General features: G+C 60.4%; 19 protein-coding genes. 11 read left to right on the forward strand and 8 right to left on the reverse strand.

Going from position 1 to position 17208, the window contains the following annotated elements; genetic code table 11:
- Positions 1 to 9: 9 nt before the first annotated feature.
- The 3 genes from NMD14_03640 to NMD14_03650 all read left to right on the forward strand — a co-directional run bounded on the left by NMD14_03640 (position 10) and on the right by NMD14_03650 (position 2896).
- Positions 10 to 1536, forward strand: a complete 1527-nt coding sequence (locus NMD14_03640; protein XEI33536.1) for a YjjI family glycine radical enzyme — start codon at positions 10 to 12, stop codon at positions 1534 to 1536.
- A gap of 10 nt (positions 1537 to 1546) precedes the next feature.
- Positions 1547 to 2434 (forward strand): YjjW family glycine radical enzyme activase, encoded by an 888-nt coding sequence (locus NMD14_03645; GenBank protein XEI33537.1) that lies wholly within the window; start codon positions 1547 to 1549, stop codon positions 2432 to 2434.
- Positions 2435 to 2572: 138 nt separating this feature from the next.
- On the forward strand, positions 2573 to 2896 hold the full coding sequence (locus NMD14_03650; protein ID XEI33538.1) for a DUF1820 family protein: 324 nt from the start codon (positions 2573 to 2575) through the stop codon (positions 2894 to 2896).
- 63 nt (positions 2897 to 2959) lie between these two features.
- Here the strand turns inward: NMD14_03650 and NMD14_03655 are convergent, their stop codons facing one another.
- From NMD14_03655 to NMD14_03680, 6 genes are all read right to left on the reverse strand, one after another.
- Positions 2960 to 3892, reverse strand: a complete 933-nt coding sequence (locus NMD14_03655; protein ID XEI33539.1) for a LysR family transcriptional regulator — start codon at positions 3890 to 3892, stop codon at positions 2960 to 2962.
- A gap of 182 nt (positions 3893 to 4074) precedes the next feature.
- Positions 4075 to 4494 carry a DUF4426 domain-containing protein gene (locus tag NMD14_03660; GenBank protein ID XEI33540.1) on the reverse strand — a complete coding sequence of 140 codons (420 nt, stop codon included), beginning with the start codon at positions 4492 to 4494 and terminating at the stop codon, positions 4075 to 4077.
- 43 nt (positions 4495 to 4537) lie between these two features.
- Positions 4538 to 4840 carry a DUF167 family protein YggU gene (yggU, locus tag NMD14_03665; GenBank protein ID XEI33541.1) on the reverse strand — a complete coding sequence of 101 codons (303 nt, stop codon included), beginning with the start codon at positions 4838 to 4840 and terminating at the stop codon, positions 4538 to 4540.
- Complete coding sequence (locus NMD14_03670; GenBank protein XEI33542.1) at positions 4840 to 5391, reverse strand: YggT family protein; 552 nt, start codon at positions 5389 to 5391, stop codon at positions 4840 to 4842. The genes yggU and NMD14_03670 overlap by 1 nt, the downstream gene beginning before the upstream one ends.
- A gap of 11 nt (positions 5392 to 5402) precedes the next feature.
- Positions 5403 to 6227: a pyrroline-5-carboxylate reductase gene (proC, locus tag NMD14_03675; GenBank protein ID XEI33543.1), complete on the reverse strand. Its 825-nt coding sequence runs from the start codon at positions 6225 to 6227 to the stop codon at positions 5403 to 5405.
- Between the two features lie 141 nt (positions 6228 to 6368).
- Positions 6369 to 7070: a YggS family pyridoxal phosphate-dependent enzyme gene (locus NMD14_03680; protein XEI33544.1), complete on the reverse strand. Its 702-nt coding sequence runs from the start codon at positions 7068 to 7070 to the stop codon at positions 6369 to 6371.
- A gap of 39 nt (positions 7071 to 7109) precedes the next feature.
- Between NMD14_03680 and tapT the strand changes: the two genes are divergently transcribed.
- From tapT to yaaA, 3 genes are read left to right on the forward strand one after another with little or no spacing between them, the layout of a single operon-like run.
- On the forward strand, positions 7110 to 8144 hold the full coding sequence (gene tapT / locus NMD14_03685) for a type IVa pilus ATPase TapT (protein XEI33545.1): 1035 nt from the start codon (positions 7110 to 7112) through the stop codon (positions 8142 to 8144).
- 28 nt (positions 8145 to 8172) lie between these two features.
- Complete coding sequence (gene tapU / locus NMD14_03690; protein XEI34707.1) at positions 8173 to 9282, forward strand: type IVa pilus ATPase TapU; 1110 nt, start codon at positions 8173 to 8175, stop codon at positions 9280 to 9282.
- A 47-nt stretch (positions 9283 to 9329) separates the two neighbouring features.
- Positions 9330 to 10103, forward strand: a complete 774-nt coding sequence (yaaA, locus tag NMD14_03695) for a peroxide stress protein YaaA (protein XEI33546.1) — start codon at positions 9330 to 9332, stop codon at positions 10101 to 10103.
- Between the two features lie 551 nt (positions 10104 to 10654).
- Here yaaA and NMD14_03700 read toward each other — a convergent pair.
- Both NMD14_03700 and arfB read right to left on the reverse strand, forming a co-directional pair.
- Positions 10655 to 11146 (reverse strand): methylated-DNA--[protein]-cysteine S-methyltransferase, encoded by a 492-nt coding sequence (locus NMD14_03700; GenBank protein ID XEI33547.1) that lies wholly within the window; start codon positions 11144 to 11146, stop codon positions 10655 to 10657.
- A gap of 32 nt (positions 11147 to 11178) precedes the next feature.
- On the reverse strand, positions 11179 to 11595 hold the full coding sequence (gene arfB, locus NMD14_03705) for an aminoacyl-tRNA hydrolase (GenBank protein XEI33548.1): 417 nt from the start codon (positions 11593 to 11595) through the stop codon (positions 11179 to 11181).
- 201 nt (positions 11596 to 11796) lie between these two features.
- Here arfB and glnK point away from each other — a divergent pair, with 201 nt between their 5' ends.
- From glnK to NMD14_03730, 5 genes are all read left to right on the forward strand, one after another.
- Positions 11797 to 12135, forward strand: a complete 339-nt coding sequence (glnK, locus tag NMD14_03710; GenBank protein XEI33549.1) for a P-II family nitrogen regulator — start codon at positions 11797 to 11799, stop codon at positions 12133 to 12135.
- Between the two features lie 257 nt (positions 12136 to 12392).
- Positions 12393 to 13400 (forward strand): Fe(3+) ABC transporter substrate-binding protein, encoded by a 1008-nt coding sequence (locus tag NMD14_03715; protein XEI33550.1) that lies wholly within the window; start codon positions 12393 to 12395, stop codon positions 13398 to 13400.
- A gap of 39 nt (positions 13401 to 13439) precedes the next feature.
- A complete protein-coding gene (locus tag NMD14_03720; protein ID XEI33551.1) occupies positions 13440 to 15065 on the forward strand; it encodes an iron ABC transporter permease in 1626 nt (541 codons plus the stop codon).
- A 79-nt stretch (positions 15066 to 15144) separates the two neighbouring features.
- The gene (locus NMD14_03725) at positions 15145 to 16179 is read left to right on the forward strand and encodes an ABC transporter ATP-binding protein (GenBank protein XEI33552.1); all 1035 of its coding nucleotides are present in this window, start codon (positions 15145 to 15147) and stop codon (positions 16177 to 16179) included.
- Between the two features lie 103 nt (positions 16180 to 16282).
- On the forward strand, positions 16283 to 17188 hold the full coding sequence (locus NMD14_03730) for a Dyp-type peroxidase (protein XEI33553.1): 906 nt from the start codon (positions 16283 to 16285) through the stop codon (positions 17186 to 17188).
- Positions 17189 to 17208: the final 20 nt, after the last annotated feature.

A 17208-nucleotide genomic window follows, 5' to 3' on the forward strand; every position in this document is an offset into this window, starting at 1 on the left:
GAGTGTCCCATGTCTTTGACCGAAACCTGTCAGCGCATCGTGCGCGATCCCCATCTCTCCGCCGCCCAGAAGAGCCATGCACTGGCGCTGGCCGCTGAGAATGAGTTGCCCTACCCCGACCTGCCTGCCGCAGTCGCCGAGGCGATGGAGCAGGGATTTATCTGCGACATGTTCGAAGGGCACGCCCCCTACAAGCCGCGCTATGTGCTGCCGGACTATGAAAAATTCCTGAGTCAGGGCTCTGCCTGGCTGGAGCTGGCAGCGCCACAGGATTTCGACGAGGCGCTCAACGCCCTGCGCATCCTCTATCACCATGTCCCCTCCGTCACCGGCATGCCGGTCTGGCTGGGGCGGCTCGACCATCTGTTGCTGCCGTTTGTCAGGGATCTGGATGACGAGACCCTCTATCGCAAGCTGAAGGGGTTCTGGGTCTATCTGGATCGGGTGCTGCCGGACGCCTTCATGCACGTCAACATCGGGCCGGATGACAACCGCATCTGCCGCCTGATCCTGCGCATCGACAACGAGCTCAAGCAGGTGGCGCCGAACCTCACCTTCTTCCACGATCCCGAGCAGACCCCGGACAGCCTGCTGCTGCAGGCGGTGAAGAACATCGCCGAGTGCAGCAAGCCGCACATCGCCAACTATCCGATCCACCGCGACACCTTCGACGCCCGCGGTTTTGGCATCGTCAGCTGCTACAACGCCCTGCCGCAGGCCGGTGGTGCCAATACCCTGGTGCGTATCTCCCTCAAGCGGGTCGCCGAGCAGGCTCAGGGTATAGATGATTTCCTCGGCTGCCTGCTGCCCCACTACTGCCGTCTGGCCTCCCGGCTGATCGAGGCGCGTGCCGCTTTCCTCCATGATGAGTCCGGTTTCTTCGACAGCTTCCTGGTGAAAGAGGGGCTGCTGGATGAGGATCGTTTCGTCCCCATGTTCGGTATCTACGGCATGGCGGAAGCGGTCAATATCCTGATGGATAAAGAGAATCTGCCGGATCGCTACGGCCACGGCGAGGAGGCGAACCAGCTTGGCTATCGCATCTCGGCCCAGCTTTCTGCCTTTGTGACCAGCACCCCGCAGACACACGCCTGGGGTGGTCGCGCGCTGCTGCACTCACAGGGTGGCCTCAGCATCGATGTGGCTGTCACCCCCGGGGTGCGCATCCCCTACGGGCAGGAACCGGATCCCGCCAGCCATGTGTTGGCACTGGCACCGCACCATAGCTATTACCACTCGGGGATCAGCGAGATCCTGACCCTGGATCCCACCATCCGTCAAAACCCGCAGGCACTGCTGCAGCTCTGCAAGGGGGCGCTCGCCATCGGTATGCGCGAGTTCACCGCCAACGTAGCCGACAGCGATCTGGTGCGGGTGACCGGCTACATGATCCGCAAGAGCGACGTGGCCCGCTTCGCAGAGGAGGGGTCGCGGTTGCAGACCACCTGTCTCGGTGCCGAGGCGAGTGAAGTGACCGCCATTCGTCAGCGGGCACCGCGAGTGGTCGCTCACGAATCGACCATCGGCGAGTATTGAGTTCGCACCGATGGCGGATGTTTTGCCAACACGCAGCGCCCTGGTGAGCAGAGTGCTGCCGTTCTCCTGTGTCGACGGGCCGGGCAATCGGCTGGTGCTGTTTCTGCAAGGGTGCAACTTTCGTTGCCCCGGCTGCCACAACCCGCACACCATAGGGTTATGCGACGATTGTGGCGACTGCCTTGCGGTCTGCCCGAGTAGCGCCCTCTCCATGAGCGAAGGCAAGGTTCATTGGCAGGCGGCGCTCTGCACCGATTGCGACGCCTGTCTGGATGTCTGCCCCCGCAGTGCCAATCCCAAGACCGCCACCATGACGGTGGCCGACGTGTTGGCCCTGCTGCGCCGCTACGGCCCACTGCTGAGCGGGATTACCGTCTCCGGCGGTGAGGCGACCACCCAGCTTCCCTTTGTGGTTGCACTGTTTGGTGCAATCAAGGGGGCGCCGGATCTGGCCCATCTCACTTGCCTGCTCGACAGCAACGGCTCGCTGGCTGAAACCGGCTGGCAGCGGCTATTGCCGGTGCTCGACGGCGCCATGCTCGATCTCAAGGGGTGGCGTGACTCGGTGCATCACACCCTGACCGGCTATGGTCGCGAGCGGGTGCTGGGGTCGCTGCAACTGCTGGCACGCCACGGCAAGCTGACCGAACTGCGGCTGCTCCATGTGCCGGGCAAGAGCGATTTTCTGGATGCGAGTGGTGAGCTGGACGCGGATCTCGCCGCCTTCCTGCAGCGGCTTGGGCCTGTGCCCATTCGCCTCAACGGCTTTCGCCACCACGGGGTGCGGGGGGAGGCGGTGCAATGGCCGCAGGCTAGTCAAACCGAACTGGAACAGCTGGCCAGTCGCTTGCGCGCCGCGGGATTGGGGCCGGTCTCACTGCCAGCCTTGCTGGGCTGAGTGGCTGCGTCATCCGGTGACCGTCATGGTGTGAGGAACGGCATGGAAAGGCCGCAACTGTGATTTCTGTCTATTGGAGGGGGCGAGAACGGCGGCTAGAATAATGGCCATCTTCTTCCCCCTCAATGACAGATAATCATGAGTGAAAGCAAGGCGTTATATCGGGTTCAGTTTATTTGCCACAACGAGCGCTACGAAGTGTATGTGCGCGAAGTCAATCAGGGCCAGCTGTTCGGTTTTATCGAGATTGCCGACTTTGTCTGGGACAACCACACGGCGCTTATCGTCGATCCCAGTCACGAGAAGCTCAAGAGCGAATTTGCCGATGTGCGCCACACCCTTATCCCCATGCATCAGGTGCTGCGCATCGATCAGGTGAAAAAGCAGGGGGCGGCCCGCATCACGGATCTGGGCAGCAACGTCGCCTCCTTTCCCGGCCCCATCTATACCAAACGTCCCTGATCTCTCATTGCCGTTGATGTTTCGCTGCGGCGAAACATCCATCTCTGCTCGCTGTCGCCCGGCTCAGGGCTCAATCAATTCGCGACCCAGTTGCAGGATCCGCTGACGGAACCAGTGACGGGCCGAACCATCACCGGCCGGGCCATACCAGACCAGACTGTGACTCACCTTGCCGTAATCGAACGGTGCCGGACGCAGCACCAGATCCGGCTGACTGGCCATGCAGGCCGCCCAGCCACCGATGGCGGTGAGGATCAGATCGGTTTGGGGCAGCAGGGCCGCCGCGCTGGCAAAATCGGGCAGGGTGGCGCCAATCTGGCGGCGCACCTGCTGCTGGGCCAGGCTCTGCTCGAAGAAGGGGTTGGCCAGCTCCTGATCCCGGATGTCGATATGGCGCCAGCTCAGGTAGGCATCGAGATCCCAGGGCTTGGCGAGCGCCGGATGATCTTTGCGCAGCAGGCAGACCAGTTTTTCTTCCCGCAGGGTCTCCCACACCAGCCCGGGCTGGCGCGGCAACGGTTGACTCTGGTCATGGGGCAGGATCACGAAGTCGAGCTTGCCCGCCGCCAGCGCCTCGAGCCCCTGCTCATCCTTGTTCCAGATCTCCGGCACCATGCCCGGCACCTCCTGCATCAGCTTGCCCAGAATGGGGCCCACCGGCCAGGTCATCACGCTCTCGCGTAATCCCAGCCGCAAGCTACCCTGCCACTGCTGCGGGTTGAAGGCGTTCTGGCGAGTGAGGCCGTTCAGCTCCCCCAGCAGCCGATGCAGGGTGGGAGCCAGTCGCTCGGCCATGGGGGTGAGCAGCAGCTGGTTACCCTGACGATAGAGCAGTTGGTCCCCCAGCAGATCCCGCAGCTGGTTGAGGGTCTTGCTGACGGTGGAAGGCGTGGTACAGAGCCGCTCGGCGGTGCGGGTGACGCTCTGGTTGTCGAGCAGCAGGTGCAGGGTGACCAGATGGCGACCCCCCAGCCGAGAGAGTGCGATCAGATCCATAGTGGCTCCTGAAGTGGGTAAAGATACGCGGATGAAAAGAAACAGGGGCGATTCAGTCAGGCTGACTATCACATTAATCCGGAACCAGTGATTGGTTCCGGATTGTCCTACAGCAGAAGGATCGGTCAATGGATCCTTAACTGATCAGCATTGCGACCAAGGTCGGGGCTTCTTTTTGGTGCTCAGTCGACGTAGAAGGTCTGCTGGAAGGTGAGGTTCTGTTGCTGCCCGCCGCCCATGATCTTCAGAGTGAACTGATAGGTATCTTCGTTGCGGTAGGGGAGGGTTGCCAGATAGTAGATAGCATCGCCCTCTTTTACCTCCTGAAAGTTCAGGGTGCGGATGGTGCCGGTCAGGTTCTTGGCCTCGCCGGTGATCCCCACGGCTTGCGCCACTTTCTGCTTGTCCTGTACCGCGATATTGATGATGGCGTTGTAGCGGCTGCGCTCCAGCCCATACGCCTTGGCGACCTCTGGGGTGAGGAAGCTGGAGTTGAAGGCGTTGTAGTGCACCAGCCAGGGCCCCAGCTCCTTCATCTGTTCTGCCTTGAGCGGCAGGGTCATCAGCAGTGCCAGCAGGCCACTCATCCAGGCTGTTTTCATCTGTCATCCCTCTCATATCTACGGTTGGCGCAGGTGGATTCATTCAGCCTTGCGCGTCATTCAGCAGTGCACTCACTTCTTGCGGCAACTGTTTGGGGTTGTCGATGGCGACGGTTTTGTGCCGTCCCAGCTCGCCCCGCACTATGGTGACCTGTCCCTTGGCCACCTTGAACTGCTTGGCCAGAAACTTGATCAGATGGCTGTTGGCCTGGCCATCGACGGGCGGCGCCGTGATGGCCACTTTCAGCTCTTCGCCATGCAGTCCGATGATCTGATCCCGACTCGCCTTGGGCTGGATCACCAGATGCAGTACCAGTTCATCCCCCTGTTGCAGGACGGCTGGCATCAAATCATCCACCACAGCTGGCCGAACAGGTCACCCAGCAGGTAGTTGATGGCTTGCAGGCCGATAAAGGCGACCAGTACCGAGAGATCCAGCCCGCCCAGTGCCGGCAGTACACGGCGAATAGGGGCAAGGAATGGCTCGGTCAGCTGATGCATCACGTATTCGATGGGGTTGCGGCCCTGGCTGACCCAGCTCAGGATGGCGCGGATCAGCAGTACCCAGAAGATCATCGAGCCTGCTTTTTTCAGCACAGTCAGTGCCGCGAAAAGGCTGATGCTGAGCCAGTCAGCCAGCAGCACGTTCATGCTCTTGAGCAGGGCCAGCTTGGCGAAGGCGATGGCCAGTGCCAGTACCACGGAGGCGAGATCGATGCCGCCAAAGCCCGGTATCACCCGGCGCAGCGGGATCACCAGCGGATTGGTCAGCTTGACCACCATCTGGCTCATCGGATTGTAGAAGTCGGCACGGGCCCACTGCAGCCAGACGCGCAGCAGGATCACCATCAGGTAGAGATCGAAAACGGTGTTAATCAGAAAGTAAGCAGTGTTCATCTGGACTCCTGTTAGAAGAGAGTTTCCATTTCGGTGGCGCGAGCAACGGCCGCCTGCATGGCTTGCGAAGTCAGCGGCATCAGCCCCTGCTGCTGGAATGTCTTGATGGCTTCGGCTGTGGTGCCGCCCTTGCTGGTCACCTGCTCACGCAGGGTCTGCAGCGCCAGCTCGGGGTTCTGCTCCACCATGGCGGCTGCGCCCAGCGCGGTCTGCTGCACCAGCAGGCGGGCCTGCTCGGGCGAGAAGCCCATCGCCTCTGCCTCTTCGGCGATGGCCTGCATAAAGAGGAAGAAGTAGGCCGGAGCACTGCCCGCTGCGGCGATGACGCCGTTGATGCCGGACTCCTGCTCCACCCAGAGGGTCTTGCCGACCGCCTGCATCATCTGCTCGGCAAACTCGCGATCAGCGGCGGCAATATGTTCGGGTGCATAGAGACCGGTCATGCCCAGACCCAGCAGGGCCGGGGTATTGGGCATGGTACGGATGATGCGGTCGTGGCCACCGGCCATCTCGCCAAGGCGCACCACCTTGATACCGGCCGCGATGGAGATGAGCAGCTTGCCTTCAAGGGAGCCCAACTCTTCAATCAGCGCTGCCAGCATGCCGGCCATCAGCTGCGGCTTGACCGCCAGCACGATAACTTCGGCGTCGCGGGCCGCCTCGGCATTACTCTGGGTGATGCGAATGCCATGTTCGCTCGCCAGCGCCTCCAGCTTGGGTAGACTGGGGTTGGCGGCAGTGATCTGCCCGGCGGGATAACCCGCCTTGACCAGTCCGGCAATGATGCTGCGGCTCATGTTGCCCGCGCCGATAAAGGCCAGCGTTCTATGCTGCATCAGATGCTCCTGTAGCACATGGGGTCGCGGTGAGGTGGGTGCTGCCTGCACCACCTGACGCCAGAATTCGGTGTTCCATCAAACGCTCCTGTTGATGAAGTCGCGGCAAGGGGCGGATCTATCGGTTATCCACCAGCCTGCCTATGAGTAGTCACGGGCGCCGAAGATAGCGGTGCCGACCCGCACCATGGTGCTGCCGTGGGCGATCGCCAGTTCGAGATCTTCGGTCATGCCCATCGAGAGGGTATCCACCGTGGGGTATTGTCGCGCAAGCTCGGTGAACAGAGTCTGCATACGGGTCATTTGGGCGGCCAGTACGCTCTCGTCGCTGGTGTGTTCGGGAATGGCCATCAGCCCCCGCAGCACCAGTCGCTCACTTTGGGAGACCTGCTCGGCAAGGCGGAAAATCTCTTGTTCCGACGTTCCGGATTTACTGCTCTCTCCGCTAATATTGATTTGCAGACAAACATTTAGCGGTGCCATGCTGGCGGGACGCTGGTTGTTGAGGCGGTCGATCAACTTGTCCCGATCCACGCTCTGCACCCAGTCAAACCGTTCGGCGACCAGTTTGGATTTGTTCGATTGCAAAGGGCCGATAAAGTGCCACTCTATGTCGCTATATTCCGGCTGCTGGCGCAAGGTATCGATCTTGGTCGCCGCTTCCTGGGCGTAGGATTCGCCAAAGCAGCGCTGACCTGCGGCATGGGCGGCCATGACAGCCTCGACTGGCTTGGTCTTGCTCACGGCCAGCAGGCGGATCTGCTGCAGGTTGCGGCTCGCCCGTTCGGCGGCCTGGGCAATACGTTCCTTTACCTGAAACAGGTGCTGGGCAATCTGGTTCATATTTCGTTAGTGATCTTGTGATGGGAGAATGACAAGTCTATGGATATCACAGAGTTATTGGCTTTCAGTGTAAAGCATAAAGCCTCGGATCTACACCTCTCGGCCGGGGTTCCCCCGATGATCAGGGTTGATGGCGAGGTGCGCAAGATCAATTTGCCTGCCCTGGAACACCGGGAAGTGCATGCCCTCATTTACGACATCATGAACGACCATCAGCGCAAGGAGCTGGAGGAGAACTTCGAGGTCGACTTCTCGTTCGAGGTGCCCAATCTGGCCCGTTTCCGGGTCAACGCCTTCCAGCAGGCGCGCGGCTCCGGCGCGGTATTTCGTACCATCCCCAGTACAGTCTTGAGCCTCGAGGATCTCGATGCACCAGAGATCTTTCGCAAGATCGCCGAGTTCCCGCGGGGTCTGGTGCTGGTGACCGGCCCGACCGGTTCTGGTAAATCGACCACCCTGGCGGCCATGGTCAACTACATCAACGAGAACTTCCATCACCACATTCTCACCATCGAAGATCCCATCGAATTCGTTCACGAGAACAAGCGCTGTCTGGTGAACCAGCGGGAAGTGCACCGCGATACCAAGAGCTTCAGCAACGCCCTGCGCTCGGCACTGCGGGAAGACCCGGACATTATTCTGGTGGGCGAGATGCGGGACCTCGAGACTATTCGTCTGGCCATGACGGCGGCAGAGACCGGCCATCTGGTGTTTGGCACCCTGCACACCTCGTCAGCGGCCAAGACCATCGACCGTATCATCGACGTCTTCCCCGGTGCGGAGAAGGACATGGTGCGCTCCATGCTCTCCGAATCCCTGCGAGCGGTCATCTCCCAGACCCTGCTCAAGCGCATTGGTGGCGGTCGGGTGGCGGCCCACGAGATTATGATGGGCATTCCGGCGGTGCGTAACCTTATCCGGGAGGACAAGATTGCCCAACTCTACTCGGTGATCCAGACCGGGATGACCCACGGCATGCAGACCATGGATCAGAGCCTCAAGCAGCTGGTGAGCCGCGGCGTGGTGGCGTCCCTCGATGCCAAGGCCAAGGCCGTCGACCCCAACAGCGTTTAAGCGACGCGAACCCAAGGAGGGATAAATGATGAATCTGGATGATCTGTTAAGCCAACTGGTCGAGCGAAAGGGATCGGATCTGTTTGTGACGGTGGGCTCGCCGCCCATTCTCAAGGTGAACGGCCATCTGGTGTCGCTGGGGGGCGAGCCGCTCGACAAGAAAGGGGCGCTGACGCTGGTCAGGGATACCCTCAGCAGCAATCACTTCGAGCGCTATATCCGCACCAAGGAGGCCAACTACGCGATTTATCGCGAGGCACTTGGTCGTTTTCGGGTCAGCGCTTTCTGGCAGCAGGAGCTGCCCGGTATGGTGGTGCGGCGGATCGAGACCCGCATTCCCACCTTTGAAGATCTGAAGCTACCCCGGATCCTGCAGGAGGTGGCGATGGCCAAGCGTGGGCTGGTGCTGTTTGTCGGCGCCACCGGGGCGGGTAAATCGACCACCCAGGCGGCGATGATCGGCTATCGCAACCAGCATGCCGATGGCCACATTCTGACGGTGGAAGACCCGGTGGAGTTCGTCCATCAGCATGGTCGAAGTCTGGTGACCCAGCGGGAGGTGGGGATCGACACCGAGTCGTTCTATGTGGCGTTGAAAAGCTCGCTGCGTCAGGCACCGGACGTGATCCTGATCGGCGAGATCCGCAGTCAGGAGACCATGGAGTTTGCCCTGCAGTTCGCCGAGACCGGCCATCTCTGTCTCGCCACTCTCCATGCCAACAATGCCAACCAGGCGCTGGATAGGATCCTCCATCTGGTACCGCAGGAGAAACATCGCCAGTTTCTGTTCGATCTCTCCTTCAACCTCAGAGCCATCGTCGCCCAGCAACTGGTGCCGAGTGTCGATGGTTTGCGGCGTAGTGCGGCATTCGAGATCCTGCTCAATACCCCGCTGATCACCGACATCATCCGCAAAGGTGAGATGCACCGCCTCAAGGAGGTGATGACCAAATCCACCGAACTGGGCATGCAGACCTTCGATCAGGCGCTGTTCAGCCTGTTCTGCGCCGGCCAGATTGGCTACAGTGAGGCCCTCGCCCATGCCGACTCGGCCAACGACCTGCGGCTGCTGATCAAGCTTTCCGGTCGCGAGCAGCTGGGATCCGGCACACTGGAGAATGTGACGCTGGATGAATGAATCATGGGGCCGATCTGCCGTTCGGCCCCTCGCCATAAAGGAACGTTATGCTGATTGTGGTTTCCCCGGCCAAGACGCTGGATTACGAGTCACCGCTGGTGACACCCCGTTTCACCCAACCCGAGCTGCTGGATCACTGTGCCGAACTGATTAGCCGGGCCCGCCAACTGAGCCCGGACCAGATCGCCACTTTGATGAAGATCAGCGACAAGCTGGCCGGTCTCAATGCCGCCCGGTTTGCGCAGTGGCAGCCAGATTTCACCCCCGCCAATGCCCGTCAGGCGCTGCTGGCCTTCAAGGGGGATGTCTACACCGGTTTGGCGGTGGAGGATTTTAGCGAGGCCGATTTTGACTTCGCTCAGGCACACCTGCGGATGCTCTCCGGCCTCTATGGCGTGTTGCGTCCCCTCGACCTGATGATGCCCTACCGGCTGGAGATGGGGACCAAGCTCGACAATAGTCGCGGCAAGGATCTTTACCAGTTCTGGGGGGAGGTGATCACTCACCATCTCAATGACGCGCTGGCTGCGCAGGGGGATGAAGTGCTGATCAATCTGGCCTCCGACGAGTATTTCAAGTCGGTACGACCCAAGAGCCTGAAAGGGCGGATTGTCACACCGGTGTTCAAGGATGAGAAGAACGGCCAGTTCAAGATCATCAGCTTCTACGCCAAGAAGGCGCGCGGCATGATGGCTCGCCACATCATCAAGCACCGTCTGACCGAGGTGGAGCAGCTGACCGGTTTCAACGCCGAGGGCTACTACTTTGTGCCGGAAGAGTCGGACGCCAATACCCTGATGTTTAAACGCGCCGAAAATTAATTACAAACAGAGGGAACCAATCTTGCGACCCGCGGGTCTGAATAGGTGAATCCTCTGTTGTAAGCACTTTTTATTCGCCGACGTTTGATACGTCGGCTTTTTTATTGCCGTTTTTATTGTTCATCGATTGCCTTGTCAAGGCTTTGTGGTTCAGATCGGTGCCAGACAGGAATATGTCCTGCGGGTAATCGAGGATTGCGATCTGGCTGAGGCGAGGGGAACCCTTCGCCTCTGAAGTGTGTGGTGGTGCAGAGCGTGTGGTGCGCAGGCCATTCAACCAACGGGCTGGCTTGTTGCGTTGGCACAAAAAAAGCGCCTCAGAGGAGGCGCGGGGAAAAAACAGATTGGAAGCGTCACATGGGTGCTACTTGAATCAGCGAATGAGCCGTACCATTCAAGTATGGAGCCATCATGCCAAGTTCAATCTGAAGGTGTTCTGAGACGATGCTTCATTTTCTGTTCATCTTGTCAGCAAAGCGTTGGCACTGGCTGAAAGCCTTTTCATTCTGGTGGCGATATTGTCCCGTCCCTCTCCAGGGACGGTCATGGCGTCACGGGGCCAGCTCGAATGCCGTGCCTGCCTGTTCCAGAGCCAGCAACCAGCGCTTGATGGGAATACCGCCAGCATAGCCGGTCAGATCGCCGCTGCGGCCGATCACCCGATGGCATGGCACTATGATGCTCAGCGGATTGCGGCCATTGGCGGCGCCTACCGCCCGCACCGCCTTGGGATTGCCGATAGCCTGGGCAATGTCGAGGTAGCTGACGGTCTCGCCATAGGGGATATCGCACAAAGCGTTCCACACCGTTTGCTGGAACGGGGTGCCCTGGGCAGCGAGCGGCAGATCGAAGCGGCGCAGGCGACCGGCGAAGTAGGCATCGAACTGTTCGATAAAGGGGGTCAGCGCCTGATCATCGCGTTGCCACTCGTCGGTCGGGGTCACCGGCTGCTCGCCTCGTACGAACTCCACATAGCGCAGGCCATCCTGATCGATGGCGACCAGCAGGGGGCCGCGGGCGCTGTCGCAAAAACTGTATCTCATCGGCTGACATCCTTTGGGGGCTGGGGGTTGGTTCAGTCCAGCACCGGTTTGCCGCGGGCGGATTTGATATCCCCCTTGCGCTTTTTGGCATCGACCCGTTTGCGCTGGGCGCTGCGGGTCGGCTTGGTGGCATGGCGAGCCTTGGGGCGCCAGGCTGCTTTCTTCAGCAACTCCACCAGACGGCTCATCGCCTCCTTGCGGTTCATGTCCTGGCTGCGATGGCTCTCGACCCGGATCAGGATAAAGCCATCGTGAACCCGGCTGTCGCTCAGCTTGTCGAGACCCTCCTTGTAGAGGGGCGTCAGGCTGGGAGAGTTGCGGTAATCGAAGCGCAACCAGACGGCGGAGTCGGTCTTGTTGACGTGCTGGCCACCGTTGCCCTGTGCCCGCATGGTCTGAAATTGCAGCTCATGCCAGGGAATCGTAACGCTTTCGGAGATAACTAACATGCTGTTTTGCTCTTGTTTGGTGCATACCCGCTGACCGCTGCAGCATGGTGCCTCATTATGGGGCGTGCTGGCCGGTTATGGGGATGTACCTGGCGAATGGCGCAGGCATTAAACTCTATCTATATGAAATAAAACAATAAAAATACTTGGCATAAGAATTGAAACCCGATTCATGACACACCATGGATTGGGAGCAACCAGATGAAGCTGATTACTGCGATTATCAAACCGTTCAAGCTGGACGATGTCCGCGAGGCGATTGCCAACTTGGGGGTGGAAGGGCTGACCGTGTCCGAGGTCAAAGGATTTGGCCGCCAGAAGGGACACACCGAATTATACCGGGGAGCCGAGTATCAGGTCGACTTCCTGCCCAAGGTGAAGCTGGAGATTGCTACCGCCGATGATAACGTGGAAGGGGTGATCGAGGCGATCTGCAAGGCGGCCTATACCGGCAAGATCGGCGACGGCAAGATTTTTGTCTACGACTTGCTGCAAGCGGTGCGTATCCGCACCGGCGAGAGTGACGATGAGGCGCTGTGATGAATTGCATCCGTGACGTGCAGATCTGCTGACCTCCCGCCCTCGGGGAATCCCTATGGGTGAGCGCTAATTGAAGCCTAATTAACATAACGTTTTGCTCAGAAGCGGCCGAATGGGATTCCATCCGGCCCTTTTCATTTATGGGCGATTAAATATGTGATGTAGCGACGACGAGCTTTCTTGATCCGCGCATAAGATGCATGCAGAATGCAAACGGCAATCGTTATCACTCTGTATAGCAAATCAAGGAATGGATGATGAAAATGAAGATGTTGGCACTGGCTTTCTCTGCGTTGGCTGCTCAGTCGGCATTGGCGGCCGGGGAAGTGAATGTCTACTCCAACCGGCAGGATGAGCTGATCAAGCCCATCATCCAGCAGTTCGAGAAGGAATCGGGCATCAAGGTGAACGTGGTGTTCGCCAAAGAGGGGCTGAACGAGCGTCTGGAGCGTGAAGGCAAGCTCTCTCCGGCCGATCTGATGCTGACTGTTGATATCAGCCGTCTGACCGATCTGGTGGACAAGGCGCTGGTGCAGCCGGTAGAGAGCAAGATCCTGCAGGAGAACATCCCCGCCATCTATCGTGATCCGGAAAATCGCTGGTTCGCCCTGACCACCCGGGTTCGCGCCATCTACTCCAGCAAGGATCGCCTCGGCAAGCTCGACACCATCAGCTACGAAGATCTGGCCAAACCGGAATTCAAAGGGAAAATCTGCACCCGCAGCGGCAAGCATGAGTACAATGTGGCGCTGGTCTCCTCCATGATCGCCCATCACGGCATGGCCGAGACCAAAACCTGGCTGGAAGGGGTCAAGGCCAACCTGGCGCGCAAGCCGCAGGGCAACGACCGGGATCAGGTCAAGGCGATCAAGGATGGTATCTGTGACGTGTCGCTCGGCAACAGCTACTATCTGGGCGCCATGTTGAAAGATCCTGCGCAGAAGTCCTGGGCGGATGCGGTCTATATCAACTTCCCGAACCAGGCTGACCGCGGTGCCCACGTCAACGTGAGTGGCGTGGCCATGACCAAGTATGCCAAGAACAAGGCCGAGGCCCAGAAGCTGATGGAGTTTCTGGCTGGCGACACCGCCCAGCACATGTATGCGGACGTGAATGCCGAATATCCGGTCAAGGCCGGGGTCGAGCCTTCCGCCATGGTCAAGTCCTGGGGCAGTTTCAAGTCTGACGCACTACCGGTCAGCGATTACGCCAAGCACCGCAAGGACGCCTTGCAGTTGCTGGATGAAGTGAAGTTCGACTTGTAATCAGATGGGGCCAACGGCCCCATCAACCTCTGTGGTCTCATGAAAAATTTTGGATGGATTACTGGCAGCTGGGCCATCGCCCTGCTGCTGGGTTTACCGGTGATTGCCCTGCTTTTCTCTGCCTTCTCGGCTGAGGGGGATCTGTTTCGCCACCTTGCCGATACTGTGCTGCTCGATTATCTCGGCAATACTCTGGGGCTGGTGGTCGGTGTGGTGCTGCTCAGCCTGCTGTTTGGCGTACCCACCGCCTGGCTGGTGGCCATGTGTCAGGTGCCGGGGCGGCGCGCCCTGCAATGGGCGCTGATGCTGCCGATGGCCATGCCTTCCTACATTGTCGCCTACGTCTATACCGATCTGCTCGACTACTCGGGCCCGCTACAGGCCGGGTTGCGGGCACTCTTTGGTTGGAACAGTCCGGCCGATTACTGGTTTCCGGCCATTCGCTCCCTCGGCGGCGCCGCCTGGGTGCTGGCGCTGGTGCTGTTCCCCTACGTCTATCTGCTGACCCGCGCCTCTTTTCTGGAGCAATCGGTCAGTCTTATTCACTCCAGCCGCCTGCTCGGCTGTACCCCGTGGCAGAGCTTTCGCCGTCTCAGTCTGCCGCTGGCGCGCCCCGCCATCATGGTAGCGGTATCGCTGGTGGCGATGGAGACATTGGCTGACTTTGCCACCGTCCACTTCTTTGCCATCAACACCCTGACTACTGCGGTCTACGACACCTGGCTCGGTTACGGCAGTCTGGCCACCGCGGCCAAGCTCTCCTGCCTGATGCTGCTGGCGGTGGTGTTGCTGATCGCGCTGGAGCGGCGCTCTCGCAGTCGGCAGCAGGTGTTCCAGAAGTCGATGGGCCACGAACAGCCGCTGCGCTATCCGCTCAGGGGGATTAGCCGCGCTCTGGCCGGTCTCTGGTGCTGGGGGCTGGTGCTGGCCGGTTTCGGCCTGCCGTTCGTCATTCTGCTGGACTACGGGGTGCGCTACTTCGAGTTGTCGTGGACGTCGGAGTTTGTCCGCTTTGCGGGTAACAGTCTGCTCATTTCGGCGCTGACCGCCTTGCTGGCCATGGGCATCGCCCTGCTGCTCGGCTTCTTCCGCCGCCTCGATGGCGGGATCAAGAGTCTGCTGCCGCTGCGCATCGCCGCCATGGGTTACGCCATGCCGGGCACCGTGCTCGCCATCGGGGTGCTGGTGCCGCTCACCGCCCTCGATTTTGCCATCAACGATCTGGCCGAGTGGTTGGGGCGTCAGGGGCCGGGGCTGCTGCTGACCGGCACCATCACCGCCATCGTGTTCGGCTATCTGGTGCGCTTCGTGGCCATCGCCATCGGCTCGGTGGAGAGCAGCATGGGCAAGATCTCCCCCAGCCTCGACATGGCGGCCCGCTCTCTGGGGCAGGGGGATGGGGCCATGCTGCGGCGGGTCCATCTGCCGCTGGTGCGCCGCGGTCTGTTTGCCGGCGCCATGCTGGTGTTCATCGAATCCATGAAGGAGCTGCCCGCCGCCCTGCTGCTGCGGCCGTTCAACTTCGATACTTTGGCGACCCACGTCTACCAGTTTGTCTCGGACGAGATGCTGGAGCGCGGCGCGCTGGGGGCCATCGTCATCGTGCTGGTGGGGCTGTTGCCGCTGATCTGGGTCAACCGCACTCTGGACACTCCGGGCCACTGAGTCGCCACGTCGGCCAATGAAATTGCATGCGGTGTGCTGAAAAAGGCAGTGCGCCGCCAGAAACGAGAGGAAGTCAGCCTTGTCCTGTTTGCAGGTTGAAAATGTCAGCTGCCGTTACAACGGCCGCAATGTGCTGGAACAGCTCTCCCTGACGGTGGCAGACAACGAGATCGTCTGCCTGCTGGGAGCAAGCGGCTGCGGCAAAACCACGCTGCTCAAGGCCATCGCCGGCCTGCTGCCGCTGGCAGAGGGCTCGATCCGCCTAGGCGATACTCTGCTCGACGGGCCCGGCGCCAGCGTGTCGCCCGAGGTGCGCAACATCGGCATGATCTTTCAGGATTACGCCCTCTTCCCCCACCTGACGGTGGCTGACAACGTCGGCTTTGGTCTGACCAAACTCGATCGCCGCGCCCGCCAGCAGCAGGTGGACGAGGCGCTGGCGCTGGTCAATCTGCAGGGGCTGGGGGATCGCTATCCGCACCAGCTCTCCGGTGGTCAGCAGCAGCGGGTGGCCATCGCCCGGGCGCTGGTGTGCAAGCCGCGGCTGATGCTGCTGGATGAGCCCTTCTCAAACATCGATACCCAGGTGCGGATGAAGCTGATTCTCGAGATCCGCGCCCTGCTCAAGCAACAAGGGATCGGCGCCATCTTCGTCAGCCACAGCAAGGAGGAGGCCTTCGCCTTCGCCGATCGGCTGGCGCTGTTTCGCGCTGGCCACATCGAGCAGGTGGGTCAGCCGGAGCAGCTCTATCGCCGCCCGCAAAACCGCTTCGTGGCGGAGTTTCTCGGCGGGGTCAACTATCTGGCCGCCGAGGTGGTGGACAGCCACTGCGTGCAGACGGTGCTCGGGGTTATCTGTGGCAGCGAACCCCATGGTCGGGCGGTGGGCGAGCAGTTGCAGCTGATGCTCAGACCCCAGCAACTGCTGCTGGAGAGCGCCGCTGAGGGGGAGCTCAAGGTGGTGGAGCAGCAGTTCCTCGGCCATCACTGCCGGGTGCTGTTCGAGTGTGGCGATCTGCAGCTGGAAGCGAGCATTGGCGAGCCTCTTGAGGGGATGCGGGCCCGCATCCGGGTGGCGCCTCATACGCTGGTGTTGTTTGACCCTTTACCCTGAACGCGTGATATCGTCGTGAAATCAAAGAACTGGAGCTGCTCTGGTTTATAATCGCGCAACGCTAATAGCCCATAACGCTAACGCCTACTCAGGGGAGAGATATATGAAAGCCCAAGCCGGGATCTGCGCAGAGCCGAATCTGCACGCCCTCTATCTGATGTTCAATCGCACCGGCGATGCTGCCGAACTGGTCGGCCGTCTGGCCAAGTTGCCCGCCCTGTGGCAGGCGGTCGCCGCCGATTTCCCCGAGGCCGGTTTCAGCGGTCTGGTTGCCGTCGGCGCCGATGCCTGGGATGGCCTCTACCCGGCCGCCCGTCCGCCCCAGTTCCGCAGCTTTATGGCGCAATCCGCCAACGGTCAGGAAGCCCCCAACACCCCGTTTGATATCTTCGTGCAGCTGCGTGCCGATCGGGTGGATGTGCTGCATCACGCCGGTCACCGCGTGATGGCGCTGCTGGCCGGACTGGTAGAGCTGGCCGAAGAGGTGCGTGGTTTCCGCAATCTGGATTGCCGCGACCTGACCGGTTTCGTCGACGGTACCGAGAATCCGCAGGATGAGCATCGCGCCGAAGTGGCGCTGCTGGCCGAGGGCGAGTTTGCCGGTGGCTCCTACATCCACGTTCAGCGCTGGGTCCACGCCATGAGCGACTGGGAGAAGCTGGCGCAAAAAGAGCAGGAAGACATTATCGGTCGCACCAAGCCCGAAAACATCGAGTATGAGTCTGCCGCCAAGCCGCTGACTGCCCATATCAAGCGCGTTAACCTCAAGACGCCGAAAGGGGAGTCCATGGAGATTCTGCGCCAGAGCATGCCTTGGGGCACCATGCGCGAGCAGGGGCTCTATTTCATCTCTTGCTGCCGAACTCAGCAGCACTTCAATGCCATGCTGGCCAGCATGTACAAGGGGGAGGGCAGCCACTTCGACCACCTGCTGCTCTTCACCAAGGCAGTGACCGGCGCGGCCTTTTTCGCCCCATCGGAAAGTTTTTTGATGGCACAGGGCAAATAAGCTCCCCTGACGAAGCTGCA

Source organism: Aeromonas veronii, assembly GCA_041319085.1.
GTDB classification, from domain to species: domain Bacteria; phylum Pseudomonadota; class Gammaproteobacteria; order Enterobacterales; family Aeromonadaceae; genus Aeromonas; species Aeromonas veronii_F.

Excerpts from the sequence above, each read along its gene's own strand:
- NMD14_03640 (XEI33536.1), top strand. The coding sequence starts at position 10 with ATGTCTTTGACCGAAACCTGTCAGCGCATCGTGCGCGATCCCCATCTC.
- NMD14_03645 (XEI33537.1), top strand. The coding sequence starts at position 1,547 with ATGGCGGATGTTTTGCCAACACGCAGCGCCCTGGTGAGCAGAGTGCTG.
- NMD14_03650 (XEI33538.1), top strand. The coding sequence starts at position 2,573 with ATGAGTGAAAGCAAGGCGTTATATCGGGTTCAGTTTATTTGCCACAAC.
- NMD14_03655 (XEI33539.1), bottom strand. The coding sequence starts at position 3,892 with ATGGATCTGATCGCACTCTCTCGGCTGGGGGGTCGCCATCTGGTCACC.
- NMD14_03660 (XEI33540.1), bottom strand. The coding sequence starts at position 4,494 with ATGAAAACAGCCTGGATGAGTGGCCTGCTGGCACTGCTGATGACCCTG.
- yggU (XEI33541.1), bottom strand. The coding sequence starts at position 4,840 with ATGCCAGCCGTCCTGCAACAGGGGGATGAACTGGTACTGCATCTGGTG.
- NMD14_03670 (XEI33542.1), bottom strand. The coding sequence starts at position 5,391 with ATGAACACTGCTTACTTTCTGATTAACACCGTTTTCGATCTCTACCTG.
- proC (XEI33543.1), bottom strand. The coding sequence starts at position 6,227 with ATGCAGCATAGAACGCTGGCCTTTATCGGCGCGGGCAACATGAGCCGC.
- NMD14_03680 (XEI33544.1), bottom strand. The coding sequence starts at position 7,070 with ATGAACCAGATTGCCCAGCACCTGTTTCAGGTAAAGGAACGTATTGCC.
- tapT (XEI33545.1), top strand. The coding sequence starts at position 7,110 with ATGGATATCACAGAGTTATTGGCTTTCAGTGTAAAGCATAAAGCCTCG.
- tapU (XEI34707.1), top strand. The coding sequence starts at position 8,173 with ATGAATCTGGATGATCTGTTAAGCCAACTGGTCGAGCGAAAGGGATCG.
- yaaA (XEI33546.1), top strand. The coding sequence starts at position 9,330 with ATGCTGATTGTGGTTTCCCCGGCCAAGACGCTGGATTACGAGTCACCG.
- NMD14_03700 (XEI33547.1), bottom strand. The coding sequence starts at position 11,146 with ATGAGATACAGTTTTTGCGACAGCGCCCGCGGCCCCCTGCTGGTCGCC.
- arfB (XEI33548.1), bottom strand. The coding sequence starts at position 11,595 with ATGTTAGTTATCTCCGAAAGCGTTACGATTCCCTGGCATGAGCTGCAA.
- glnK (XEI33549.1), top strand. The coding sequence starts at position 11,797 with ATGAAGCTGATTACTGCGATTATCAAACCGTTCAAGCTGGACGATGTC.
- NMD14_03715 (XEI33550.1), top strand. The coding sequence starts at position 12,393 with ATGAAAATGAAGATGTTGGCACTGGCTTTCTCTGCGTTGGCTGCTCAG.
- NMD14_03720 (XEI33551.1), top strand. The coding sequence starts at position 13,440 with ATGAAAAATTTTGGATGGATTACTGGCAGCTGGGCCATCGCCCTGCTG.
- NMD14_03730 (XEI33553.1), top strand. The coding sequence starts at position 16,283 with ATGAAAGCCCAAGCCGGGATCTGCGCAGAGCCGAATCTGCACGCCCTC.